Annotated in this window: 16 protein-coding genes; 14 read left to right on the forward strand and 2 right to left on the reverse strand. The window is 43.7% G+C overall.

The window, feature by feature from the left end; all coding sequences use genetic code 11:
* Nucleotides 1–41 precede the first annotated feature (41 nt).
* The 7 genes from gloB (at nt 42) to msrB (ending at nt 9,433) form a co-directional block, all read left to right on the forward strand.
* Nucleotides 42–821, forward strand: a complete 780-nt coding sequence (gene gloB / locus ACSUPM_RS06600) for a hydroxyacylglutathione hydrolase (protein ID WP_201578035.1) — start codon at nt 42–44, stop codon at nt 819–821.
* Between the two features lie 42 nt (nt 822–863).
* A complete protein-coding gene (yejB, locus tag ACSUPM_RS06605; protein WP_201578028.1) occupies nt 864–1,931 on the forward strand; it encodes a microcin C ABC transporter permease YejB in 1,068 nt (355 codons plus the stop codon).
* Nucleotides 1,931–3,013: an ABC transporter permease gene (locus ACSUPM_RS06610; protein WP_436880287.1), complete on the forward strand. Its 1,083-nt coding sequence runs from the start codon at nt 1,931–1,933 to the stop codon at nt 3,011–3,013. Before yejB ends, ACSUPM_RS06610 begins: the two co-directional genes overlap by 1 nt.
* A gap of 31 nt (nt 3,014–3,044) precedes the next feature.
* Nucleotides 3,045–4,712 carry an ABC transporter ATP-binding protein gene (locus ACSUPM_RS06615; protein WP_413786713.1) on the forward strand — a complete coding sequence of 556 codons (1,668 nt, stop codon included), beginning with the start codon at nt 3,045–3,047 and terminating at the stop codon, nt 4,710–4,712.
* A 371-nt stretch (nt 4,713–5,083) separates the two neighbouring features.
* A complete protein-coding gene (locus tag ACSUPM_RS06620) occupies nt 5,084–6,298 on the forward strand; it encodes a low temperature requirement protein A (protein ID WP_436880288.1) in 1,215 nt (404 codons plus the stop codon).
* 418 nt (nt 6,299–6,716) lie between these two features.
* Nucleotides 6,717–8,033 carry an iron-containing alcohol dehydrogenase gene (locus ACSUPM_RS06625; protein WP_436880289.1) on the forward strand — a complete coding sequence of 439 codons (1,317 nt, stop codon included), beginning with the start codon at nt 6,717–6,719 and terminating at the stop codon, nt 8,031–8,033.
* A gap of 185 nt (nt 8,034–8,218) precedes the next feature.
* On the forward strand, nt 8,219–9,433 hold the full coding sequence (gene msrB, locus ACSUPM_RS06630; RefSeq protein WP_201576852.1) for a peptide-methionine (R)-S-oxide reductase MsrB: 1,215 nt from the start codon (nt 8,219–8,221) through the stop codon (nt 9,431–9,433).
* Nucleotides 9,434–9,669: 236 nt separating this feature from the next.
* Here msrB and folE read toward each other — a convergent pair whose 3' ends face one another.
* Complete coding sequence (gene folE, locus ACSUPM_RS06635; RefSeq protein ID WP_201566450.1) at nt 9,670–10,266, reverse strand: GTP cyclohydrolase I FolE; 597 nt, start codon at nt 10,264–10,266, stop codon at nt 9,670–9,672.
* Nucleotides 10,267–10,593: 327 nt separating this feature from the next.
* On the opposite strand from folE, the gene ACSUPM_RS06640 reads away from it, so the two are divergent.
* Together ACSUPM_RS06640 and ACSUPM_RS06645 are read left to right on the forward strand one after the other, a co-directional pair.
* Nucleotides 10,594–11,403: an enoyl-ACP reductase FabI gene (locus ACSUPM_RS06640; protein ID WP_025651168.1), complete on the forward strand. Its 810-nt coding sequence runs from the start codon at nt 10,594–10,596 to the stop codon at nt 11,401–11,403.
* Nucleotides 11,404–11,600: 197 nt separating this feature from the next.
* A complete protein-coding gene (locus tag ACSUPM_RS06645; RefSeq protein WP_101212599.1) occupies nt 11,601–12,302 on the forward strand; it encodes a YoaK family protein in 702 nt (233 codons plus the stop codon).
* A 43-nt stretch (nt 12,303–12,345) separates the two neighbouring features.
* Here ACSUPM_RS06645 and ACSUPM_RS06650 read toward each other — a convergent pair whose 3' ends face one another.
* Complete coding sequence (locus ACSUPM_RS06650) at nt 12,346–12,510, reverse strand: hypothetical protein (RefSeq protein ID WP_173239989.1); 165 nt, start codon at nt 12,508–12,510, stop codon at nt 12,346–12,348.
* A gap of 304 nt (nt 12,511–12,814) precedes the next feature.
* Here ACSUPM_RS06650 and ACSUPM_RS06655 point away from each other — a divergent pair, with 304 nt between their 5' ends.
* The 5 genes from ACSUPM_RS06655 (at nt 12,815) to ACSUPM_RS06675 (ending at nt 17,222) form a co-directional block, all read left to right on the forward strand.
* Nucleotides 12,815–14,236: an SLC13 family permease gene (locus tag ACSUPM_RS06655; RefSeq protein ID WP_201566454.1), complete on the forward strand. Its 1,422-nt coding sequence runs from the start codon at nt 12,815–12,817 to the stop codon at nt 14,234–14,236.
* Between the two features lie 139 nt (nt 14,237–14,375).
* Nucleotides 14,376–15,413, forward strand: a complete 1,038-nt coding sequence (locus ACSUPM_RS06660; RefSeq protein WP_101212596.1) for an alpha/beta fold hydrolase — start codon at nt 14,376–14,378, stop codon at nt 15,411–15,413.
* Nucleotides 15,406–16,221, forward strand: coding sequence for a metallophosphoesterase family protein (locus ACSUPM_RS06665; protein ID WP_101212595.1), 816 nt, complete (start codon nt 15,406–15,408; stop codon nt 16,219–16,221). Before ACSUPM_RS06660 ends, ACSUPM_RS06665 begins: the two co-directional genes overlap by 8 nt.
* Nucleotides 16,222–16,312: 91 nt before the next feature.
* Nucleotides 16,313–16,903, forward strand: coding sequence for a DUF1543 domain-containing protein (locus tag ACSUPM_RS06670; protein ID WP_201566460.1), 591 nt, complete (start codon nt 16,313–16,315; stop codon nt 16,901–16,903).
* Nucleotide 16,904: 1 nt separating this feature from the next.
* A complete protein-coding gene (locus ACSUPM_RS06675) occupies nt 16,905–17,222 on the forward strand; it encodes a hypothetical protein (RefSeq protein ID WP_101212593.1) in 318 nt (105 codons plus the stop codon).
* Nucleotides 17,223–17,400: the final 178 nt, after the last annotated feature.

Genomic DNA, 17,400 nt, shown 5'->3' on the forward strand with positions numbered 1-17,400 from the left:
AAAACATCAGTAATAAAGACAATCACTGCTAAGGATTTTATATGAGTATTCGTATTCACCCCATTAAAGCGTTCAATGACAACTATATTTGGACACTCATTAATGAAAATAATAAGCAGGCGATTGTCATTGATCCGGGTCAAGCCGAGCCAGTTATCGCCTATTTAGAAGAAAACGGCTTAGAGCTGACGTCCATCTGGACCACACATCATCACCATGATCATATCGGAGGCGTCGCCGAGCTACAAGAATCTTATCCAATGACTCATTTGGTTGCGCATACCGAGCACAATGTCGATGAAGATCAAACTATTAAAGACGGCAGTACGGTCAGTGCTTGGGGCTGCTCTGCCCAAGTATGGGATATCTCAGGTCATACTGCCAGTCATGTAGCATATATCTTGGATATCGATGGACAGAAGCATTGCTTTTGCGGTGACACCTTGTTTAGTGGCGGTTGTGGGCGTGTATTCACTGGCACGATTGAGCAGTTGTATGAGAGCTTTAAGCGCTTAAATGAGCTGCCTGCTGATACGCTGCTGTATCCAGCCCACGAATATACTGCCAGCAACTTACGCTTTGGTTTGTCTATCGAGCCTGACAATGCGGCGATGCAGCAAGCGCTGGCTCAAGCAGAAGAAAAAACCGCTCAAGGTATCCCGACGCTGCCAGTCACTTTAGAGCATGAACGCGCAATCAATGTGTTTTTGCGTACGCAAGAATCGAGTGTGATCGCTGGTGTTAAGTCTAAGGTAAATATCGATGACGATAAGTCTTTGACCGTATTTGCTGAGTTACGTGAGCTTAAAAATAACTTCTAAATACTAAGTTGTCATCTCTCTTTATTTTAGGAAGCCGTCGTTATGGGTCGTTATATCTTGAAAAGGTTACTGCTGATATTACCGACGCTTTTTTTGATATTACTCGCAAACTTTGTGATTGTACAAGCAGCGCCTGGTGGTCCTGTCGAGCAGCAGCTGGCGCTTATCGAACAAGGCGCAAAAGACAATGTGCTTGGTGGTAATATTGGCGCGGGCAGTGCAGGCAACAACAGCACTTATCAAGGGACACGCGGTTTATCAGAGGAGATGGTGGCGGCGATTAATGCTCAATATGGCTTTGATAAATCGGCACCAGAGCGTTTTTGGCTGATGCTAAAAAATTATGCCCAGTTGGATTTTGGTGAGTCGTTTTTTAAAGGTCAGACGGTGACCGACCTGATTATAGAGAAACTACCCGTATCGATCTCGCTAGGGCTTTGGAGTACGCTGCTGATTTATATGATCGCCATTCCACTCGGGGTTTATAAAGCGATGCATCATGGTTCAGGGATTGATAAAGCAACAGCCATGCTGCTTGCTATCGGCCATGCAATACCCGTTTTTGTATTTGCCGTCATATTACTAGTATTTTTTGCTGGTGGCAGCTACTGGAACATTTTTCCACTGCAAGGATTAACTTCCGAAAATTTTGACCAATTAAGCACGCTTGGTAAAGTGAAAGATTACTTTTGGCATCTGGCATTGCCGCTCCTAGCAAGTACCGTTGGCGGCTTTGCTGGCTTGACTTACTTGACCAAGTTTAGCTTTTTAGAAGAGCTCGGTAAGCAATATGTGCTTACCGCGCGAGCCAAAGGCTTGGGCGAACGGCAAGTGTTATACGGCCATGTGTTTCGTAATGCGATGTTGATTATTATCGCCGGTATTCCAGCGGCTATCGTTGGGATTTTCTTTGCCGGTAATTTTTTGATTGAGATTATCTTTAAACTTGATGGTTTGGGGTTGTTGGGTTTCGAAGCCATTCAGCAGCGTGATTATCCGGTGATATTTGGTACGCTGTTTATCTTTACTTTGCTCGGGCTGTTATTACAGTTAATCAGTGATTTAAGTTATCACTTAATTGATCCGCGTATTGATTTTGAGGGGCGCTAATGTCAAGTCATCCATTATCTTCTGTACCCTCAAACACATCTTCCATTGTCCCAGAAAAAAAACGCCGCCTAAATCCTATTTGGCAGGCACGCCTAAACCGTTTTCGCCACAATCGCCTTGGAGTAATATCGCTATTTATTTTTGCCCTGATATTTGTCATTTGTATGGCAGCCAATGTCATTGCCAATGACAAGCCGCTACTGGTGCAGTATCAAGGTGATTATCATTTCCCCGTCCTAAAAGCCTATCCCGAAACGACTTTTGGTGGGGTGTTTGAGACCGAAACCAACTATAAGGACCCTGCAGTGCAAGCGTTGATTGATGAGCAGGGTTACTATGTGATGCCGCTCATTCCCTTTGCAGACCAGACACCGAACGTTGAGCTAGGGATTCCATATCCAGCCGCACCCAATAGCCAAAACTGGCTTGGGACAGATGATTTGGGTCGTGATGTGCTGGCGCGGATACTTTACGGCATGCGGGTATCGTTGCTGTTCGGTCTGGCACTGACGCTAGCAGGCGCGCTTATTGGTATTATCGTTGGTGCGATACAAGGGTATTACGGTGGCTGGGTAGATTTGGCAGGGCAGCGCTTCATGGAGGTATGGGGCGGTATGCCGCAGCTATTTATGATTATTATTTTGGTCAGCTTGTTTAGCCCTAGTATCTTTATGCTGTTTGCGATGATGCTGTTATTTGGTTGGATGGGGCTGGTCGGTTTGGTACGGGCAGAGTTTTTACGAGCGCGTAATTTTGATTATGTCCGTGCCGCTCGCAACCTTGGGGTATCGGACAGTCAAATCATGCTCAGACATATCTTGCCTAATGCGTTGGCCTCAAGCTTGTCACAACTGCCGTTTATCCTAACCGCTAATATCATTGCTTTAACAGCGCTAGACTTCTTAGGGTATGGTTTACCGCCTGGGTCACCATCGCTTGGTGAGTTGATGGTGCAAGGGAAAAACAACCTCGATGCCCCTTGGCTGGCCTTATCTGGATTTTTCAGCTTAACCTTTATTTTATCATTGCTCATTTTCGTTGGCGAAGCGCTGCGTGATGCCTTTGATCCGAGGCGTTCCTGATATGACAACTGATAAGATGATAAACGCTAATATGATAACTGCTACTGAGCAAAATAATCGTTTAAATAACAGTCATAGCAAAGCACAGAATAAGCTCATGCTGACAGTGGATAAGCTTAGCATCGCCACCAATGCAGGTAATGCTTTAGTCGATAAACTAACGTATGAGCTTAGGCAAGGGCAAACGCTAGCCATCGTTGGTGAGTCGGGCTCTGGCAAATCGATTGCCAGTCTCGCGCTGTTGGGCTTGTTACCCGATAGTTTGACCGTTACTGGTGAAGTGCAGTTAGCAGATGCGACAGGAATGGCTACATTGCCGATAAGCAATCACAAAACAGGTGATGCTGCGCTACGCTCTATCCGTGGTCAACGCATCGGTATGGTGTTTCAAGAGCCGATGACGGCGCTCAATCCATTACATACGGTTGCTAAGCAAATCGCAGAGTCTCTGCGTCTCAGCGGTGTACCCAAAAAGCAATGGCGCGAAAGAAGCATCGCTTTGCTAGACGATGTCAATATTACTGACCCTGCTGATAAACTGAATCGCTATCCGCATGAGCTATCGGGTGGTCAACGTCAGCGGGTAATGATTGCCATGGCATTGGCGCAGCAGCCTGATATTTTAATCGCTGATGAGCCAACCACCGCGCTTGATGTGACCTTGCAACATGAAATTCTCGCCCTGTTAGATGACCTTAAGCGTCAGCACAATATGGCGATGGTATTAATCAGCCATGATCTCAATTTGGTTAGACGCTACAGTGATGAAGTCATCGTTATGCGTCAAGGGCACACTATTGAGCAGGGGAAAACTGCAGATGTGTTTAGTCAGCCTAAAGCCGACTATACTCGCACACTTATTAAGCAAGACTTTGGGCAGGCGCTAAGTTTATTCGCTGATAGCAGTGAGCAACCAACCGTATTGCAAGTCAGTAACCTACAAGTGCAGTTTCCTGTAGAGAAAAGTCTATTTGGCGGTACCAAACGCTGGTTTGATGCGGTAAAAAATGTCGATATGATCCTACACAAAGGGCAGGCACTGGGTATCATTGGTGAGTCAGGCTCTGGGAAAACCACGATTGCCCTTGCGCTAAGTCAATTACTCAGCAATCAAGCGCGTGTTGGTGGCCAGATAATGGTCAATGGACAAGATATCTCGGCATTATCAAAACGCGATCTGCGTACCTTTCGCTCGCAGATTCAAATGGTATTTCAAGACCCCTTTGCCAGTATTAACCCGCGTATGACGGTCATGCAGATAGTAGAAGAAGGGCTATTAGTACAAGGCGTTGATAAAACATCCCGCCAGCAAGCAGTAATGGATAGTCTTGCTACTGTGCACTTACCGTTAGCGTTTGCGCAGCGTTATCCACATGAGCTATCAGGTGGTCAGCGTCAACGCGTGGCGCTGGCGCGCGCACTCATTATGCAGCCAAGTTTATTGATACTGGATGAGCCAACTTCTGCACTTGATAGCACTACACAAGTCACTGTGGTCAGCTTGCTACGTGAAATTCAGGAAAAACTGCAAATCAGTTATGTATTTATCAGTCATGATTTAAAAGTAGTCCGCGCCTTATGTCAGCATATTATGGTGCTAAAAGAAGGTAGGTGTATTGAGTATGGTCGTACTGAAGAGGTTTTCAATAACCCAGAGCATTCATATGCTCAGCAGTTATTGCAGGCAAGTGTGCTATAGCCTAGGGTCTGTTGAACATTCAAATGTGGCACTGGCAGTAGCTATTTTTTAGACAATGCGCAGTGAAATTTTTGATGCCTAGTCATTCTAGGTTAGACAATTTCGCCATGTATTGGCAAAAAATAGCTACTGCCCTAAAAGGCTGATGCTAAAACCACCCCAAACGTTGTTGTAAACCTAGCTAAGGTCTCGACATTATCATCGGTTTACGCCTGATTTGATAAAAGGTTTGGGACGATTTTAGCGATCAGCAGTCCTAATATTTGAATGTTCAACAGACCCTATTAAAAGATCAACCGTCAGAAATGAATAGCTACGTAATTACATAATCATGTGGCTGCACTAATTTTGAAATAAGTGGAACACTCTACATGATCGGCAGGCTCAAAATAAAACCTATCCAAGCCCGAAACCCTAACGAGCCAAATCGACCGTCAACCACGCTTGAGCTGCTATTTGACTTGGTTTATGTCATTGCTGTCGCCGCCGCTGCCAATGGTTTTTATAATCGCTTGAGTGAGCACGATTTTTCAGGTTTTTTGACCTTTACTGTGGCATTTTTTATCTTGTGGAATGCGTGGACCAGCTTTACGTGGTTTGCGTCAGGCTATGACCCTGACGACTGGTTTTATCGCATCTCAGTCATGTTTCAGATGTTTGGCTCTCTCATGATAGCCGCCAACATTCATCAGTTTTATGAGCAAGGGCTGACTTGGATTGGGGTGACGGGTTATGCCATTATGCGGCTAGCAAGCTGTAGTCAATGGTGGCGTGTCTATCGACAAGTTCCAGGTCATAAAAAAGTCGCTGGGCGCAGTATGGTCGGTCTGTTAACTTTACAGGCGTTGTGGATTATCTGGTTATTTTTACCATCCGCGTTACAAACGCCCGCCTTGTTTCTGTTCATAGCAGCAGAACTACTCATGCCAGTATGGGCGCGTTCAGAGCAGTTTGATAACTGGCACCCTGGACACATTGCTGAGCGTTATGGACTCTTGACCATTATCGTATTGGGCGAGGGTGTGGTAGGGGTTAGTAACAGTATTCAATATTTTTTGGTTAACTCTACCTCGGCTGCGAGTAGCATCCTGTTACTCGGCTCAAGCTTAGTCGCTCTCGTGTTTTCTTTATGGTGGCTGTATTTTATCGTGCCATTTGATACCATTTTAAATAAAGAGCGCCGACGTCATGACTTGTTTTTATTTGGTTATGGGCACTTTTTTATCTTTGCTGCCTTAGCAGGTTTGGGTAGTATGCTGAATCTGGTTACCGAATCCGTCGCCGGTGAAACGGGTGATAGCGCCCAAAAAATCATCTCAGAACCTTATGCAATGGGCATGCTAATGAGTATGTTGGTGGTATTTTTATTGACGCTGACCATCTTACGAGAATTGATGTGCCGTAGATCGAGCCATAATGTTATTGCGATGCTCCTTGCACTGACCATCATTGGACTGAGCTATATAGCGGTCACGCAGGGATTGCCAATCACCTATGGCATTTGGCTGAGTATCTTGGCACCTGTGGTGATGATTTGGTATTTTGGGCAAGACAATAACCAGTGGCTGGTCAAAGAAGAGAATTAAGGTTGCCTTATTTATGAATACTGCTGCTATTGGACGATTCGATAAAACCTTCTAAAAAATCAGAACATAGCAGTTCATAATAATCACGACATCCTAAAAAATGCAGTGGTACAATAAATTTGGACATGAGTCTACTCTATCGATATATATTTTACTTATGTATTTACCTGTTTTGGCTTCGCTCCCAAGGCATGTCCTCATTTTAAAAATGGTGCTAAAAATGAGATAAATCGTAGTTAAACAAGGAAAATAGAGCAGATAATATCGATATATTAACGGGTTATTTAACGCTGTTTAGCGAAATTTAACCACTTTTAGTCCATTTAGATGACTATTGCTTGAATTGAGACACGCCCTAGTTAGCGGAATTAACACAGTTATTGTTGCTATTAAAAGCATTATTAAAAAAGGATTTTTTATGCCCAGTAAAAAACAAAGCAGTCTTTCTAAGTTAGTAAATAACAATCCATTGCAGCATGCTGGTTATTTGGCAGTTGCCAAAACGCGTGCCAAAGTGCTAAAAGCCTTTTCTTACGTAGTGCCTATCAGAAGACCGATGCTATTCGTTGGTGAGACTGCCTGTGATGAGTTATGTGATATGCTCATCAATGAAGGCAGTAGCAATGTATTTATCGTCACTGATGCCGTATTGAATAAGCTTGGTATACCTGCCAAAGTGACCGACTATCTAGATAGTAAAAACATCCGCTATCAGCTCTATGATGGTGTGACACCAGATCCTACTTTTAAGATCATAGAAGAAGGCCTGCGCAAATCTATCGATGCTAAGTGCGACTCTATACTGGCTATCGGCGGCGGTTCAGTCATCGACGCGGCTAAGATGATTGCAATGTCGCAGGGCAATAATTGTAAACCTAGACAACTTATTGGAATTCTAAAAGCCAGAAAACCTTCTACGCCGCTATATTGTATTCCTACTACTGCTGGTACGGGCTCAGAGGCAACGCTTGGTGCGGTAGTGTCAGACGATGAAACCCATCAAAAGGCCTTATCTATTGATCCAAGAATGGTGCCATTAGCAGCGGCCATCGATCCGGTCATTATGAAAGGTATGCCTGCGCATATCACAGCCGATACCGGTATTGATGTATTGACCCATGCACTAGAGGCGTGGATGAGCGTGAACGCAAGCGTAGAGACTGACTACTATGCAGCTTCGGCTGTTAAGTCTGTCATGAAATATCTACCGATGGTTTATAAAGATGGTGGCGATTTAAAAGCCCGTGAAGCGATGGGTATTGCGGCTCACTACGGTGGTATTGCCTTTAATAAAGCTGGTCTAGGTTATGTTCATGCTATCGCTCATCAATTAGGCGCGTATTATAGTATTCCTCATGGTCGTGCGAATGCCATCGTCTTGCCTTATGTATTGGACTTAAATCGTAAAGCAAGTGAAAAACGACTGGCAACATTGGCAAGAAAAACGGGCATGGTCAAGCACGATCAAGCGAGTAGTAGCAATGGTCAGATAGCAGATGACTTAATCGCCCAAGTACGAGAGCTGATCAAAAGCTTAAATATTGATCCAACCGTCAAAGGTATGAAAAGCAGTGACTTTGACAGTATCGCTAAAGCCGCTGCTAAAGAAGTCAGTGATACCTATGCAGTGCCGACTTATATGCCAGCGTCTGGTATCAAGGAAATCTTGACCAAGATTATGCAAGAAAGTGAAGCTCTTGCTGGTAAAGATAAAAATAGTGACAATGCAGCATAGCAGCATAGATTATTTTATCTATTTAATCATGTCGCTGATAAACTAAAAAAGCTTATTATCATAGGATAATAAGCTTTTTTTATTAGAAACAATTGAACTCGTTTTATATATATAACAATATAGGAATATTGTGGTGACACCAAGGGGTCACTATAGTTACACGAAAATTCTTTTAGGAAATAGTTATGAATCGTATATTGCCGTCTAGAATTATCGGATTAGTGATCGTGGCAAGCAGTGCGTTGTACGCAGGTTGTGCTTCTACCGAAACCAACACCGCTGTGAAGGATGTAAATGCTGCCAATCCTTATGCGCCGACGACTCCAGGACTGGCAGTAGCAACGGTCGCTGGTGGGTGTTTTTGGTGCGTGGAAGCAGGCTATGAGAAAATCCCTGGGGTCATAGAAGTGGTGTCTGGCTATACAGGTGGTAATGTCGAAAACCCAACTTATAAACAAGTATCAGCAGGTGGTACGGGTCATACGGAAGCGGCGCAAGTATATTATGACCCTACACAGATTACCTATAACGGTATCGTACAGGCGTTATGGCGCATTGCTGATCCCACTGATAATAAAGGTCAGTATGTGGATCGAGGTACGCAGTATCGCCCCGCTATTTTTTATAATAATGCGCAAGAAAAACAGATAGCAGAAACTGCCAAGCAATCATTGCAGGACTCTGGGGTATATGACAAACCAGTGGTGATCGAAATTGTACCTGCGAGCACTTTTTATCCAGCAGAAGAGTATCATCAGGATTATTATAAAAAAAACCCGCTACGCTATAAGGCTTATACCTTCAACTCTGGTCGCTATCAATTTATCGAAAGCGTCTATGGCAAAGACTATGAGCTAGATTTTAACCAGTTTAAACCGACTGCGGCCAGCTCTAAACAGGCAGCTTTAAATGAAGCAGCAACTACCAAAGCAAGCGCAGGCTTCAACCCAAAAACATTCGTGAAGCCAACACAGGAAACACTGAAAAAGTCGCTGAGTGACATTCAATATAAAGTTACTCAAAAAGAAGGTACCGAGCGCGCCTTTGATAATGCTTATTGGGACAATAAAGCGCCGGGGCTTTACGTCGATGTGATATCGGGCGAGCCGCTATATTCTTCTCGTGACCAATTCAAGTCTGGTACAGGCTGGCCTAGCTTCATCCGTCCGTTGAGTGCCGACGTGGTCGTCGAAAAAGAAGATCGTGGTATTTTTTCAACCCGTACCGAAATCCGCAGCCGCTACGCTGATTCGCACGTGGGTCACGTATTTGATGATGGTCCAGCGCCAACGGGCAAACGCTATTGCATGAATTCAGCCGCAATGCGTTTTATTCCATTAGCGAAGATGGAAGAAGCAGGTTATGGCAACTGGATTGATGCCGTAAAATCAGTGAGTTAGGATTTGCTCAACACGGCACAGTATCTCTGTTTTAAACATATCTGAATTGCATAAAAAAAGGACACTTGATGAGTGTCCTTTTTTTGTTCTATAGTCAAAACATCCTAAAAACGCGACGGTATTGCTGCTATCGTTTTTTTGTAGCCTCTGTCTACGCAGGCACAGCAAGCAAGAAGATTGATAGCAGCAGTGCATGATGGTTCGATATTACTTTTCACTCACTATAGAATACCATTTTAAAATGCCGGTTGACGCTTAGGTACGGCATTTAAAAACTCGTTGCGTGCTTGGTTATCATGCACATATTCACCAAGCATTGCTGTGCTGCGTGTGGTCGAATGCTGCTTATTGACACCGCGCATCATCATACACATATGTGATGCATCCATTACCACAGCTACACCACGGCAGCCCGTCACGTCCATGATGGTCTGTGCCACTTGCTCACTCAGGTTTTCTTGAATTTGCAAACGGCGAGCAAACATATCGACGATACGTGCAAACTTTGACAGCCCTAAGACTTGTCCATTCGGCAGATAACCGATATGTGCCACCCCATGAAAGGGGAGCATATGGTGCTCACATAACGAATAAAACTCAATATTTTGTACTAAAACCAATTCGCGATTGGTCGACGGGAATACCGCGTCATTGACCACTTCATCCAAGCTTTGATGATAGCCTTGGGTTAAATGAGCAAATGCTTTCGCCGCTCGAATGGGCGTATCTAGCAATCCAGGACGATCTAAGTCTTCGCCAGTTGATTCAATCAGTTGACGATAGGATACAATACTTTCTTGATAATCTGAGGAGACGATAGGGGTGTTACTCATAAGTTTGGCAGCCATCCAAAATGTGGGTGTAGCTTAACGCTAAATCCTTGTTTATAAACAACGGTTATAAAGGATTTTTATAAAAATTGTGCAAGCTGGGAGGGCTGTGATTATACTTTAAATCTGCTCAACTTCATACCGCTGTGGCAGTAGTTAAGTGTTTAATCAATATAGTCACTCATTGAACACTCAAAACAGTTTACGACTGTATACTTAAATTATTTCGTGTATAATAAGTCATCTTTATATCTATCTTTTTTATTCATGGTTATTATCTTATTAAAACAAACTAAATAAATAACGTTGATCGACTCAAAAGGAAATATTATGCTACTGCAAGGACAACGGTTCGTCGTCACTGGTATTGCCAGCAAGCTCTCTATTGCTTGGGCTATCGCAGAGGCGTTGCATCGCGAAGGCGCGTCACTCATCTTAACTTATCCTAATGATAAGATTAAGAAACGCGTTGATATGGCTGCGGAGAAGTTCGAAGCGGACTTGGTATTAGAGTGTGATGTGGCTTCTGATGAGTCTATCGCGGCGTGTTTTGAGCAAGTCACCGCACATTGGGGCGACGGTATCGATGGTGTGGTACATGCGATTGGCTTTGCCCCGATGGATCAACTCGATGGTGATTTCGTTAGCGCCACAACGCGTGAAGGCAGCCATATTGCTCATGATATCTCCAGCTATAGCTTTGTCGCGCTAGCCAAAGCAGCACGAGAGCTTTTGGCCATGCGCCACGGCTCAATGCTGACCTTGACTTATGAAGGTAGTATTTCGGTATTGCCAAATTACAACGTCATGGGTATGGCAAAAGCCAGTCTTGAAGCCAGTGTTCGCTATCTAGCGACCTCTATGGGCGGTGAAGGTATCCGCGTCAATGCTATTTCGGCAGGTCCTATCCGCACGCTAGCTGCCAGTGGTATTAAGTCTTTCCGTAAAATGCTGGATATTAGCGAAAAAATTGCACCGCTACAGCGTAATGTCAGCCAAACAGAAGTGGGAAATGCGGCACTATTTTTATTGTCGCCTTGGGCTTCAGGTATTACTGGTGAGATTATGTTCGTTGACGCTGGTTTTAATACTGTTGCTATCAGTGAGCAATTGATGATGCTTGATGAGCCACAGCAGTAATTGTTTAAAAGGTCTTTAATTGTGTTTTATCAGGGTGTGTTGAATATTCAATATGCTCTAATTCTTGAGATTTATAAAATCCATTGACCATGACAAACCTTTAGTGCAATCATAGTAATGACAGAGAAGGCAGCCAACCGGCTGTCTTTTTTGGTTATACTACGGGCTTTTTGGTAACAAGCCTTTAGGTGCTAGATATGATAACCAAATTACCAAGGTGGATATTGTGGGGCGGTGCTGTACTTGCCTTTAGTGCGGGCTGCCTCAATACGGCAGCATTAATGGGATTTACCAATTTATCCGTGTCGCATGTCACTGGCAATGTGAGCCTATTTGCTGCCGCTATTGCTCATTTTGATGCTGTCAGTATTCTATATATTGGCGCGTCGTTGTTATCATTTTTGGCGGGGGCAGTATTGAGTGGTTTTGTCATTGGGCAAACCTCATTGAAGTTAGGACGGCGCTATGGCACTGCGCTTTATATTGAAGCGGCGTTATTATTGCTCAGTTATTGGTTATATCAGCAGCATGATTATCTAGGACAATTGGCCGCTGCCATGGCGTGCGGATTACAGAATGCTATGGTGGCGACCTATAGCGGCGCAGTCATTCGTACTACTCATCTAACGGGTCTAACGTCAGACATGGGTGCTGCTATCGGTAATTGGCTAGCAGGACGCTCAATCAGTAGGCCGACATTGGGCTTTCAGGCGATTATTTGGTATTGCTTTTGCGGTGGCGGGGTAGTGGGTGCGTTTTTATATGCCAAAATTGGCTATGGCGCATTGTTTGTACCGATCACTATCGTGCTAACGGCGGCATTTGTCTATAACTATGCCTCAGATCATTTGCCAGAACAGAGACCACCACAAGCAAAAAAGCGCTCATCAGCAAGATAGGCGCTTTTAGACTATATTTTATGGCTTTTTATACCGAACCGAACTATTTATCTTCTTCTGGATTGTGATCTTCATGTTCGTGCATACCTTGCATCATATCTAAGGCAGAGTCATCAGTACGTTGTTGGTCTTTTTTATCTAGACCATCTTGATTGATATCCTTCGGTGCCATCTTCGTGGTTGCATCCGTTTTGTTTGGGTCTGTCATAACGTGCTCCTGTTTGTTTTTGTTAACTGCCAATAAAAATAGCTATATGCAATATTTATGGGCGTTTGGTTTTATATCACATAGTAAGTATGAGATAGAGCTACCTTGTTGTACAGGTACGGTGTAGGCTTGTTTAGTGACGATGTGTAACGAGGTATCACTGGGATGCTGATGATTTCTGTTCAATGTCATTTACAATAGCAGATGATAAGTTTCGTAATAAATTGCTGTTAGCAATTATGATTAAAAGTTATCTTTATATTTCAGTTTTTTATAACGTCTTTGAGGACAATAAGGATATGTTATGTCAGAGCAAAAGTTAGACAGCCATCTTCCTGATGATGGCAATGAGTATTTATTTACCGACACCTTTCCAAAGGGTACAGGTAAAGGGCTGATAGTGGTCATCATCGCTGCCATTATCAGTATGATTATTTATAACGTGTTGCCGTTCGATATCAATGCCAATAAAGGCTTGGCCCTGCTGTTCTTCATCGGTGTGTTATGGCTGACAGAAGCGCTACATGTGACCATTACTGCGCTATTAGTGGTGGTGGTTGGCGCACTGATTGGTATACCAGAGTTCGATGCCGAAATCGGCTTGCAGAGTTTTGCTAACCCAACGATTTACTTGTTTTTTGGTGGTTTTGCTTTGGCTGCCGCTTTGCATGTACAGCAATTGGACAAAAAAATAGCGCTAAAAATTCTATCGATGTCAGGTGGCAAGCTTGGTACGGCTGTATTTTTAATATTTGGGGTCACTGCATTTTTGTCGATGTGGATATCGAACACTGCCACGGCTGCGATGATGCTACCCCTTGCACTCGGTATCCTGACGCAGGTTGACCGCGAAAAAGATCGCGGTACGTTTGTGTTTGTATTATTGGGTATCGCTTACTCTGCCAGTTTGGGTGGTCTGGGTACGATTGTTGGTTCACCGCCTAACGCCATCGCGGCAAAAGCGCTTGATATTGCGTTTATCGATTGGATGAAATTCGGTATTCCAATGATGTTAGTGCTATTGCCACTATTACTGGGGGCGATGTATTTGTTCCTGAAACCCAATCTTAATCGTACGGTCGTCCTTGTCGAAGAGGAACCTATTGAATGGAATAAACCTCGGGTAGTGACTATTATTGTCTTTATCGTGACAGCACTCAGCTGGATATTCTCCAAAAAAATCGGTGCGGCACTTGATATCACTGATACTGACGCTGTTATTGCCTTGTCAGCAGCTGCAGCGGTGGTGAGCTTAGGGCTCGTGTCATGGAAGCAAGTCTCTGACAACACCGACTGGGGCGTGCTCATGTTGTTCGGTGGTGGTATCGCACTATCAACAATCTTGAAAGTTTCTGGCGCCTCCTTAGTGCTAGGCGAGACCGTGGCTAATGCTTTATCCTCTGCACCGCTTATTATCGTGATGATTGCGGTATCGGCATTTATTATCTTCTTGACAGAGTTTGCGTCTAATACTGCCTCTGCCGCATTATTAGTACCGGTATTTGCTGCTATTGCTGAGCAGATGGGTTTGCCCCATGAAGTGTTGGTATTGGTCATCGGTATTGGAGCCTCTTGTGCCTTCATGCTTCCTGTCGCCACACCACCAAACGCGATTGTATTTGGTACGGGGCTTATCAAGCAGTCAGAGATGATACGTACTGGTATCATTCTCAATATCATCGCCACCTTTGTAGTAGGGCTGTGGGCGTATTTTTTCTTAATTTAGCCTTATAATAATCTGACTATAAAACCATTAAACCCGATGTTTGAGTTACTCTCAAGCATCGGGTTTTTTGTTTCCTTTTAGGTTTAATGACTGTATAACATAATCAATAACGTCATCTCATTAAACGGATTTAATAAAAATGGCAAAACGTCTAACGAAAATCATGGTCTTTATTGTTTTGGGGCTACTTGTTTTATTGATAGCTTTAATCGCACTTTATTGGGCGGCCGACAGAAGCGTCGCCGACCTAGAGCGCTGGCAACTGCCCAATAGTGAGTTTATAGACGTGCAAGGGATGCAGGCGCATGTGATCAAATCGCCAAGATGCACAGCCTATCCGAGCAAAAATGCCGTAGAAAATGAGATAGAATCTGATCTTAATAGTGTTAAAACCATTGAGAGCTCTAAAACTATCGTATTACTACATGGCACTTCAGCAAATTTGCATACGTGGCAGGGCTGGACACGTGAGTTAAGTGATGACTATTGTGTCATCAGCATGGATCTGCCGGGGTTTGGCTTGACCGGCCCTTATACCGATGAATCCACTCAGTATGACAGTGCTAATTATGCTAAGTTTGTCATTGATGTGCTTGATCATTTAGAAGTGGGTCGCGTGACGTTAACAGGCAACTCGCTGGGTGGTAAAATCGCGTGGCGTACTGCGGCATTATATCCTGAGCGGGTTAATAAACTCATATTGATCGATGCAGTTGGCTACCCTGCAACGCCAAAACAGGTGCCTATTGGTTTTAAACTGGCGAAATACCCCATATTGACTCCACTGCTTAGCCGTGTGCTACCGCGTGATGTTGTGAAAAAAAGTATCTTAAGCGTCTACGCGGACGACAGCAAAGTCGATGAGGCTTTAGTGGATCGTTATTACGATTTGACTTTGCGTCAAGGCAACCGTCTGGCGCTAAACCGCCGCTTGCTGGAGATGGATAACACGGCAAATCAAGCACAAATCAAACAATTGGATTTACCAACCCTCATCTTATGGGGTGCGCAAGACGACCTAATCCCAGTAGAAAACGCCAAACGGTTTCATCGAGATATCGCTAATAGCCAGTTAAAGGTATTTGATAATTTGGGACATGTACCACACGAAGAGGATTCCGTAGCGACGGTTAAAGTAGTACAGCAGTTTTTGGTTGGTGAACAAATAGATGAATAATCCAAAAAACAAACGAATAACGACAATAGCCGCTGTTTCCGACATTCATAGCAACGTCTTCGCGCTTGAAGCTGTGTTGGCTGATATCAAACGTCGCGATATCGATCAAATTGTCAATCTGGGTGATATTTTATACGGACCTATTGCCCCTAAAGATACCTATGCGCTTCTCATGGCGCATCAGAACGATATCATTACGATTCGAGGTAATCAGGATAGACAGATTTATGAAGCGACAGCGGCGGATATTGCTGATAACGCAACCATGGCTTTTATCCTTGAAGACTTACCTAAAGCAGCGGTTGAATGGATGCAAGCTTTGCCGTTTGATTATCATGTCAGTGAAGATGTATATCTATGCCACGGGTCACCAACCGATGACATGGTATATATGCTCGAGAATATCGAAACAGGGCAGCCGATAGTACGTGATGACGCAGATATTCTGACATTGCTTAACAGTATTGAGAGTGCCGTTATCATCTGTGGTCATACTCATATCCCACGTACCGTTACGCTATCGACAGGGCAAACGATAGTCAATACAGGTAGCGTTGGTTATCCAGCCTATGAAGATAATTTGCCTATCGCGCATAAAATGCAAACCTATTCGCCCCATGCTAGTTACGCACTTATTAAAAAATGCGTTGGTGCTGAGCAAGGTACTATACAAAGTACTAAGCAAGATACAAGCTGGCAAGTTGAGCATATCAAAGTGCCTTACGATTATGAAGCTGCGGCCAAATTGGCTGCAATGAACGGTCGTGAAGATTGGGCGTTTGCGCTAAGGACAGGGCGGGTGTTATAACTATAGGAATGGTCAAACTGCCTTTAGACCAAGCTGATAACATTGAGTAGACTAACGATGGATTTTATATATTTAATAAGGACTGTGTAAGATGCCAACACTATTTATGGTGCAACTTGGTGGTCGCCCAAAAGGTCGTTTGATTGAGCAGCATGACATGTTTTTTGGCGTGGCCAATCAGGTGAGCGAGTTGATAGAGGATATTAATCACCATTGGCCTGAAGTCAAAAATAAATGGCACATCGACTCGTATCGCGCTATTACTAAGGTTGGTAATCACTCGATAAAGTTAGTCGAATCAGCAATTAGAGATAGCAATAATGGTTTAAAACTGTTCTTTATTAATTTAGGCGGCTATCAGCAGGGGAGCTTCGAAGAGTTTCATTACAAACTACTTATCGTTGCTGCCACTCAAGCAGAGGCTATCAAACAAGCCAAACAGAGTGCATTTTATAAAGAATTTACTTTTAAAGATAAAGATTCACCTTTCGATGCCGCGTCGCATATTGATGATAAATTTGCGGTGGATATCGATGATATTTATAACGTTAATGATCTTATCTCAAACGTACAGATTTTAATTGAACCTATTGCTCATGATAGTCATGCACTTGCAAAAACCGACGATGATAAAGAGTACGTCGGTTACCTCAGTATTAAGAATTTAAGGAAGTTGACATAATATGGCTTTAAATATGTACTTTAAGAACGGCATAATTCGCAAAACGCGCTGCCAAATCTCTGATGAGCTAGTACCCGCCCTATATCAGATTCATGATAATGGCAGTTTTCCACAGTTGACATGGTTGATTGATAATCTTTATGACAATCCGCAGATTCAACCTGATATTGCTCAAGCATTGGCTGATGAGATGGTAGGGTTTGAAAAGTTAATACTCTCGCTACACCTACCTTTTCCTAGGGTGCCACTGCAAAATTTGCAGACCTTTTTTACGGGAGCTGCGACTAGTCGACAGCTCATTCATACCAGTAACGCTTAATTTTACTTTTTAGGCCGTTTTCATTAGTTTTAGGGCGTGCTTGATGGCTTAACCAGGGCATCAAAATAGCTATTACATTATCAATGCCATCAAAGCTAGGGCTCTCAAAACTGATAAAAGATTTCAATGTGCAAACCAAGCACTATAACCATCTTGAATCATGCCCAAATTACCCCCA

Origin of the sequence: Psychrobacter okhotskensis (genome assembly GCF_965638355.1) — a bacterium.
In the GTDB taxonomy this organism is placed as follows: Bacteria; Pseudomonadota; Gammaproteobacteria; order Pseudomonadales; family Moraxellaceae; genus Psychrobacter; species Psychrobacter okhotskensis.